Origin of the sequence: Fusicatenibacter faecihominis, assembly GCF_020686945.1 — a bacterium.
GTDB classification, from domain to species: Bacteria; Bacillota; Clostridia; order Lachnospirales; family Lachnospiraceae; genus Limivivens; species Limivivens faecihominis.
Genome location: NZ_JAJEPR010000064.1, coordinates 1 through 7,642 on the forward strand (window position 1 = coordinate 1; position 7,642 = coordinate 7,642).

A 7,642-nucleotide genomic window follows, 5' to 3' on the forward strand; every position below is an offset into this window, starting at 1 on the left:
TGAAAGTTGAGGATTAGTAATGGGGGTTTACAAAGAAGGAAAAAACTGGAAAGTACAGGTGTATTACAAAGACTGGCAGGGAAACCGAAAAAGAAAACAGAAAAGAGGATTCAGGACCAAGGGTGAAGCTAAGGAATGGGAAAGAGATTTTCTGCAACAGCAGAGCCAGGGTGTGGATATTATCCAACACTTTATAACAAACTTTTAGTAGTTGCGTGCGCACGCATATTGTGTTATAATACTGGTGGTTAGGAGGAATATATCTATGAAACTATTAAAATGGCTTTCAGTAACAGACCGATTTTACAAAATCTATTTGGATAAACAGCTTGCCCCCTTTGGAATCAACAACAGCCAATATATGTTTTTGATTAAAATCTGTCGTTCGCCTGGCATTTTACAGGATTCTTTAATGGATATGTTTTATGTTCATCCGAGCAATATTGTACGGACAGTTGCGGCATTAGAAAAGCAGGGAATGATTATGCGTTCCCCAAATGATAAGGATAAGCGGACGTGTAAGCTGTATCCTACGGAACGTGCGCTGTCTGTAATTGATGAGGTACAGACGGTATGTGAAAAGACAGAAGCTCTTTTATTGCAAGGCTTCAGGGAATCTGATAAAAACCTCTTTATTGATTTGCTGATTCAGGCAGGTGAAAATATTACAGCGGAACTCCGTATAGAAAGAAAGGGGGATGAATTTAATGACTGAGAATCCCCTAGGATATGAAAAAATTTCAAAGCTGTTGAAAAATTTTGCTGTTCCCAGTATTGTGGCGTCTCTTGTCGGCTCAATCTACAATATTGTGGATCAGATTTTTATTGGTCAAGGGGTCGGTTATTTGGGAAATGCAGCAACCAATGTTGCCTACCCGTTTTCTACCATCTGCCTTGCCATTGCACTACTGGTCGGAATTGGCAGTGCTTCCCGTGTTTCCCTCTGTCTTGGAAGCAAAGAGCCGAAAGCTGCCGCCAAAGCAGCGGGAAATGGTATTGTTCTGATGGGAATTTTCGGAATTATTTATTTGCTGGTTGGAGAAACTTTTCTGTCTTTGCTCCTAAAGGCATTTGGGGCAACGACAGATGTGTTTCCATATGCCAAGCAGTATGCCAGCATAACATTGATTGGAATGCCGTTTCTCATTGTAACGAATGGTATGAGCAATTTGATTCGAGCAGATGGAAAACCAAAGTATTCAATGGTCTGCATGGTTGTGGGAGCTATTATCAATACCATTCTTGACCCCATTTTTATTTTTGTTTGCGATTGGGGAATTGCCGGCGGAGCTTGGGCAACGGTTATTGGGCAAATTTTTTCCTTCATACTCGCACTCCGTTATCTATGGCGTTTCCAAACAATCCATTTTGAAAAAGAGTCGTTTTTATTGGACATTAAAGAAAGCCTGAAAATTTGCAGCATGGGGATAAGTAGCAGCTCAAACCAGATTGCAGTTACCGTGATTCAAATCATTCAGTACAATTCGTTGACTTATTACGGCGCATTATCAAAATATGGAACAGATATTCCCTTAGCTGCTTGCGGAATCGTTATGAAAACAAATGCCATAATCCTTGCGATTGTTGTAGGAATCTCGCAGGGAACACAGCCGATTATCGGCTTCAACTATGGGGCAGGGCAATACCATCGTGTACGGGAGGCTTACCTGCTTGCGGTAAAATGGAACCTTGTTGTTTCCACTATTGCTTTCATCGCATTTCAATTTTTCCCGCAATCTATCATTTCGCTATTCGGAGATGGGGACGAGCTGTATTTTGAATTTGCTGTTTTGTTCATGCGTACCTATCTTTTCATGGTGTTGGTAAATGGTGTGCAGTTGCTTTCTTCCAGTTTTTTTACCGCAATAGGAAAATCGTTAAGAGGTGCTCTGTTGGCATTAACAAGGCAGACCTTTTTGTTGATTCCGTTAACCCTGCTGCTCCCGCTTCGTTTCGGAATTATGGGAGTATTGCTTGCGGGGCCTGTTGCTGATTTTTCAGCGTTTGTGCTATCTGTTGTACTGGTGGGTATAGAATTAAAAAAACAAAAAAATGACATGTAAACAACAGCCCTATGTGAAAACATTCAAAACCCGAACGATGATGCAAGAAGATACCGAATTAAAGGACTTTCCACTCTACTGTCCGAAGTGTAAACAGCAAACACTTGTGAATGTCAAGCACTTTGTTGTTTCGGTTAGCATAGATAGTGCAAATTAAGATGGTATCTGAATAGAAAAATACAGTATGCTAAATATTTTACAAGGCTTGATTTTCTAAGCAAACTCTCTTATAATTTAAGCCATAGCATATAGCTATTATCCACAGCTACTGAGCAAGTGTTATCAATACCGATAACAAAATGATAACATTAGCTTATATAGGCAGGATAATATGGATATATCAAATAATCAAAGGATTTACATACTCGGCAGAGAATAATTTCTAAACAAAATTAGTTAGGAAAAGTCGAGTTTGAATAATGAAAAAAATCTGAGAACCCGCATAAACAGTGCGTTCGAGGGGTATCAAGGTTCTATTTGATAACAAAATGATAACACTGGATATTTTGGTATTATTTATCAGGTATCCTGTGGTTATCAGGTAATATGTGTGAAACCGACAAAAAAGGTCTTACTGAATTGAGTGAAATCAATTTGGTAAGGCCTTTTTGCATTGCAAAATTATGAATTAGAGGAATCAGAATTGTGCTTCTCTTTACGAGCAGCGAGCCAAGCATTAATTCCAATTTTTGCTATTGTTACTAAAATAATAGCGATTACGGGTGCTAAAAATGCTGAAGAGGTTCCAAGTATTGGAGCTAGGGCAACGGATATAGAACCGACGATAAAGTTTTGTGCAGCACCAGATTCTTTTAGAATAGCTAGACGATTTTCTTTATATCGTTCATCGCCAGAAAAGAAGGCTTCGATTTCATCTAATACTTTTTCATAAAAAATGGAATGCCCTTTTTCAGTACCAAACGGAACATTCATTGGCATTGAAGCATTAAGCCACGAAGTTGCTACTTGATTATAGTCACCTAGCTGGGAATACAATTCATTGATTACATTTTGCTGATATTTAGGAAGACACTGTATCCATGAATTGGGATATTCAGTAAAGATATCTTTTATGGTATTCATTCAGTCATCTCCTTTATGTATGCAGCCGAAATAGCATGAGTAGTTTGATGAAGAGTTTGTGGATCAATACCGCCGATACTAATTCCACCATTTGTTACTTGTGGCGCATATGAGCCTATAAGCATAGCTGATATAGATGAACTACCAGGAACTATTATGGGGCTACCAGATTGTCCAGGGCGTGATTGTATATTTAGGACAATATTCTTAGCCTTTATCCCAGAGGAATTGATAAGAATTTTTGCTCCAACAGAAGTATTTTGCTGTGTTAAAACCATTCGACCGTGATCACAATGCGGGTAACCAAAGATAGAAATATTTTCTCCAACATGCACTGAGTCGGTTGAAGTTAAATCTAAAGTGGATTGAATGGTTTGGGGAACTTCTAATAGACATACGTCATAAATAGGATTAATTTCTTTTATTTTGGCTGGGACATAGGATACTTGCATATTTGAAGTATCTTGATAGTCCTGTATAGAGTTAATTCTGTTCATGATTATAACAAGGCCATTGTCGTTATTTCCAACAACGTGTGAAGCAGTTGCAAGGATTCCAGGTTTATTAATAAAGAATGCAGTGCCAAGTAAAGAAATTCCGGTTGGCGTGATTCTTCCTACTGGGTGAACTACATAACTAATATCAGTAAAAAACATGTTAAGACCTCCTTATAAATAATGTTTAGTTTATATTATAGCATAAATTTTGTAAGCGCAAAATATTGCTACATTACTCATGAATTACGCTTGCACCAAAATGATAGATGCAAGCGTTTTACTCCAGTTTAGTTTTGACAGTTCGTTTTCGCAGTCTCGCTCCATGGGGCAAGCTGTTCCAACTGTTCATCTGACATTTTATCGTCTGGCCGCTGTGATAAGAGATATGTCAGATATTTATAGGTGTTCAGATCATTCGCTTTTGCCATCTCAACCATTGTATACACAATAGCGCTGGAGGCAGCTCCTTTCGGACTGGCACTGAACAGCCAGTTCTTCCGGCCGACAGTGAATGGCCTGATTGCATTCTCGCTAAGATTATTGGACAAACTGCAATGACCGTCTTCCAGATAAGTCATCAGGGTGTCTTTCCGATTTTGGGCATAGTTTACCGCTTTCGCCAAACGGGTTCCTTTGTTTGGGCGCTGTTGATCCAGCCAATTCCAGAACGCCTCCAGTATCGGCTTCTCCTTTTCAAGACGAAATTGTTTTCTCTGCTCCGCAGTGTGATTTTTTGCTTTTGAGTACCGCTCACAATCAAACAGCTTGGAACAGAACTGTACTCCCTGCACTGCCGGAAGGCTGTAATCATACTCTTTCCCTTTCGGTATGGCATCTGTGAAGTAACGTCTCACATGTGCCCAGCAAGAGCAGCGTTTGATATCCGGCAGATTATTATAACCCTGGTATCCATCCGTCTCCAGATATCCGCTGAACCCCTGTAGGAAAGATACTGCATGGAAGTTTGCCCTTGTCTCTGTGTAATGGTAGAGCAGGATCGGCGGAAGTCCATCTTCTCCACTGCGAAAGAGCCACATCCAGGAATCCGTTTCAGGATTACGCTCCGGCTCATTCAGTACCTGAACCCTGGTTTCATCTGCCATCAGATATTTACGCATCCGTAACTGACGGTGAAAATAATCATAAACATGACGGAGATAATTCTCGGCACAGTAAATGATCCAGTTAGCAAGCGTAGCCCGGCTTAATGGGACACCCAGTTGCTTCCAGTCCTATTCCTGCCTGTTTAACGGCAGACCATTCTGGTACTTCTGGTGCATTGCCCATCCGACAACGGATTCCGATGCATAACTTTCCGGGATCAATGGTTCCTGAACAGGGGCTTTGACAAATGTCTGATCATCCGGATGTTCCTCTGATATGGCACACTCCGGGCATTTATAGGTTTCACGATAGATATTTACTACTTTTCCCTTGGCAGGGGTAAAGCGAAATTCATGGCGGACGAATTCTTTCCCAATACATTCCATCTGCGTTCCGCAGGTTGGACAGTTTCGCTCCTCCTCCGGAAGAGAAATGATCTCGTCGCAGGAAGGAACATTTTTAAAGAGATCAGCATGGGTCCGTCTTGCTTTTCTCTTATGTTCCGGAACAGTGATGTCATCAGGAAGTTCCTGTTCCCATGTCGGATCTGCTTCCTGCTCGGCTTCATCAAAAAGACTCAACTGGCCATCGATATCTTTCCGTTTTTCACTGGAAGTACCAAAAAGTTTCTTCGTGAGATATTCAATCTGCTGACGAAGGTTTTCTTTTTCCAGCCGGTCTGCTTCCAATGTTTTTTGTAAAGACTGGATCAGTTCTGTCTGTGTGAAAATCGTCTTATTCAGTTGGTTGATCATGTCCTTGTACGCAAGGATTTTTGAATCTTTTGAATTGCCAGCCATATGTTTTCTGCTCCTTTTTCACTGCTCTTATTATACCATAAAAAGCAATGAAAAAGAAGCAGAAAACCCAGCATTTACAAGGAATTTCAGACATGATACAGGGTGAGAAACCCCTCCGTTTCTGTTGGTTGGCATAGATGTTTTACGCGATCATTCCGTAGGTTTGAATGCCTTGGGTTGTTCGATTTCAAGCCCGGACATGAGCCAGTCGAATTGCTGCCAGGTCAATTGTTTTACTTCCAGCTGATTTCTGGGCCAGCGAAACCTGCCCTGAACTTCCATACGTTTATACAGCAGCACAAATCCGTCAGATTCCCAGAGCAAAGCTTTGATCCTGTCACAACGTTTTCCACAGAAAAGATACAGGGCACTTCGCCTTGGATCCATATGGAGTTGATCCTCTACAATAGCACACAGCCCGTCAATGGATTTCCGCATATCCGTTCTGCCTGTTACGATATAGATTTCATCGGCGTCTGTGATATCCCCTAACATTCCAACTCCTTCACAATTCGAAGCGTTTGAGCCAGAAGCTGAGGATCTGTTCCATTTGGTATTGTTAGATGAAAGCTGCCTACAGACAGCTTCATTGACTCTGCTACAGAAAAGTTATTCCTTTCCGTAGCTGCCGGAATTACATTTAATGGCTGTTCATAAGGAATCGGGTCAGTATCATGAAACTCCACTCTGACAACTTCCTGGCTTTCTGGTGCGCGATAGGTGCGTCCAGTTGACGCCGGCAAATCCACACAACCTTTCTGACGCAGTCTTTTTACCCAGTTGTAAAAAGTTCCTGGCTTGATATCATGTTCCACACACCATTGATGATCTGTCAATCCACTTTGACGGCATTCCATGATGAGACGGTATTGTTCTTCGGCAGGTATTCTTTTGCTTCTCATGAGCACACCTCCATAACTTGAATAGAATAAAATGCTCGCATCTATCATTTCTAGCAAGAAAAGATGAAGTAAAATGCTTGCATTCTCTATTGATTATTATGGGATATTTTTTTGGGCAACACAATTCGTCGAATTATTTTGCACTTACAGTAATCACACTGATGGAGAATTAAAAAACAAGAAAATTTGATAAATTTCGGAAAATGATGTCCGATTTTGTATCTGCCAGTACAGAGTATATGAGTTTGTTTTCAAGGCGGTGCTTCATGTACTCGTCTACGCATACATGGAGCTGGCCGCAATCGTCATAGAGCGTCCGGGTACAGAGCTTGTTTATGTAACCGTTGTAATACTGCAAGACCTGTTCCACGGCCCCGGCGTCACCGGCGCGGGCCGCCTCGATCACTGCAAGGGGCAAAGGCTCCTTATATCTGGCCTGCTTCATTCTGCAATACCTCCCGTCAGTCTTGTTCTCATGGTTTCCAGCGTCTTAGTCCTGTGCCGCTGGACGGCGCTGCGGGACATTCCCACCACCGCGCCGATCTCGCCGTCCGTCAGTTCCAGGACACAATGCAGTATCAAGATGCTTTGTCCCGGCTGGGGCAAGCTGGCAAAGGCAGCGGCCACCAGCCCGTCGCTGATCTGAAGCTCACAGCCATAGGCCGGAAATATAAAACTGTCGCTGGGGTACTGATCTATCGTGCATAGCGTGTCCAGTTCCGAAAGCGGCAGCGTTTCAAAGGATGTTTCCCAGCCACGCTGACGCTTCCTTTCCCGGAAGTAGTCAACGGCTTCATGGTACAGTACCAGCTTGCAAAAATGGTCAAACTGGCAGCGCCTCCCGTAATCATCAGGGGTAACTTTCATCTTCTCACCCCTTTTCCGTGGGGAGTGAGCAGGATGATCCTGTCCGTTGTCAGGGGCCTATGCTGGCCCTGGTCTGCTGACCGCCTCCTTTTCCATCTGATTTTTTGCCGGAAATGAGAATCTGCGAAAATCGACAAAAATCGCCCGGCAGGTCGTAAACCTACCGGGCGACGATTTGAAGCGTTTTGTTGTTTTCTTACATGGTATAGTTCATACTCATAGCCGGAATATTCCCGTGGCGGGGCAAGGCTTTTTTTAACAAATGTAGCAAGAATTCTCCCACCTCTTCAGGTGGTGAGATGAATTGCACATCTGAGCATATCTGC

9 protein-coding genes and 2 pseudogenes are annotated in these 7,642 nt (G+C 42.4%); 4 read left to right on the forward strand and 7 right to left on the reverse strand.

Annotation, left to right across the window (positions count from 1 at the left end; genetic code table 11):
* Window positions 1-19 precede the first annotated feature (19 nt).
* The 4 genes and pseudogenes from LKD71_RS17255 to LKD71_RS17270 all read left to right on the forward strand — a co-directional run.
* Window positions 20-181 (forward strand): annotated as a pseudogene (locus LKD71_RS17255) (Arm DNA-binding domain-containing protein); the annotation flags it as partial.
* Between the two features lie 84 nt (window positions 182-265).
* Window positions 266-715 carry a MarR family winged helix-turn-helix transcriptional regulator gene (locus LKD71_RS17260; protein WP_117606416.1) on the forward strand — a complete coding sequence of 150 codons (450 nt, stop codon included), beginning with the start codon at window positions 266-268 and terminating at the stop codon, window positions 713-715.
* The gene (locus LKD71_RS17265) at window positions 708-2,063 is read left to right on the forward strand and encodes an MATE family efflux transporter (protein ID WP_331466516.1); all 1,356 of its coding nucleotides are present in this window, start codon (window positions 708-710) and stop codon (window positions 2,061-2,063) included. The genes LKD71_RS17260 and LKD71_RS17265 overlap by 8 nt, the downstream gene beginning before the upstream one ends.
* Window positions 2,064-2,100: 37 nt before the next feature.
* Window positions 2,101-2,220, forward strand: coding sequence for a cysteine-rich KTR domain-containing protein (locus tag LKD71_RS17270; protein WP_456298708.1), 120 nt, complete (start codon window positions 2,101-2,103; stop codon window positions 2,218-2,220).
* A 464-nt stretch (window positions 2,221-2,684) separates the two neighbouring features.
* Here the strand turns inward: LKD71_RS17270 and LKD71_RS17275 are convergent, their stop codons facing one another.
* From LKD71_RS17275 to LKD71_RS17305, 7 genes and pseudogenes are all read right to left on the reverse strand, one after another.
* On the reverse strand, window positions 2,685-3,146 hold the full coding sequence (locus tag LKD71_RS17275) for a hypothetical protein (RefSeq protein ID WP_118411565.1): 462 nt from the start codon (window positions 3,144-3,146) through the stop codon (window positions 2,685-2,687).
* Window positions 3,143-3,802 carry a trypsin-like serine peptidase gene (locus LKD71_RS17280; protein ID WP_118411564.1) on the reverse strand — a complete coding sequence of 220 codons (660 nt, stop codon included), beginning with the start codon at window positions 3,800-3,802 and terminating at the stop codon, window positions 3,143-3,145. Before LKD71_RS17280 ends, LKD71_RS17275 begins: the two co-directional genes overlap by 4 nt.
* A 128-nt stretch (window positions 3,803-3,930) precedes the next feature.
* A pseudogene (tnpC, locus tag LKD71_RS17285) lies at window positions 3,931-5,547 on the reverse strand (IS66 family transposase).
* A 150-nt stretch (window positions 5,548-5,697) separates the two neighbouring features.
* Window positions 5,698-6,042, reverse strand: a complete 345-nt coding sequence (gene tnpB, locus LKD71_RS17290; protein WP_227616346.1) for an IS66 family insertion sequence element accessory protein TnpB — start codon at window positions 6,040-6,042, stop codon at window positions 5,698-5,700.
* Window positions 6,036-6,449, reverse strand: a complete 414-nt coding sequence (gene tnpA / locus LKD71_RS17295) for an IS66 family insertion sequence element accessory protein TnpA (RefSeq protein WP_173815580.1) — start codon at window positions 6,447-6,449, stop codon at window positions 6,036-6,038. The genes tnpB and tnpA overlap by 7 nt, the downstream gene beginning before the upstream one ends.
* A gap of 169 nt (window positions 6,450-6,618) precedes the next feature.
* The gene (locus tag LKD71_RS17300) at window positions 6,619-6,894 is read right to left on the reverse strand and encodes a helix-turn-helix domain-containing protein (protein WP_227616347.1); all 276 of its coding nucleotides are present in this window, start codon (window positions 6,892-6,894) and stop codon (window positions 6,619-6,621) included.
* The gene (locus LKD71_RS17305; RefSeq protein WP_118510262.1) at window positions 6,891-7,316 is read right to left on the reverse strand and encodes a sigma-70 family RNA polymerase sigma factor; all 426 of its coding nucleotides are present in this window, start codon (window positions 7,314-7,316) and stop codon (window positions 6,891-6,893) included. The genes LKD71_RS17300 and LKD71_RS17305 overlap by 4 nt, the downstream gene beginning before the upstream one ends.
* Window positions 7,317-7,642: the final 326 nt, after the last annotated feature.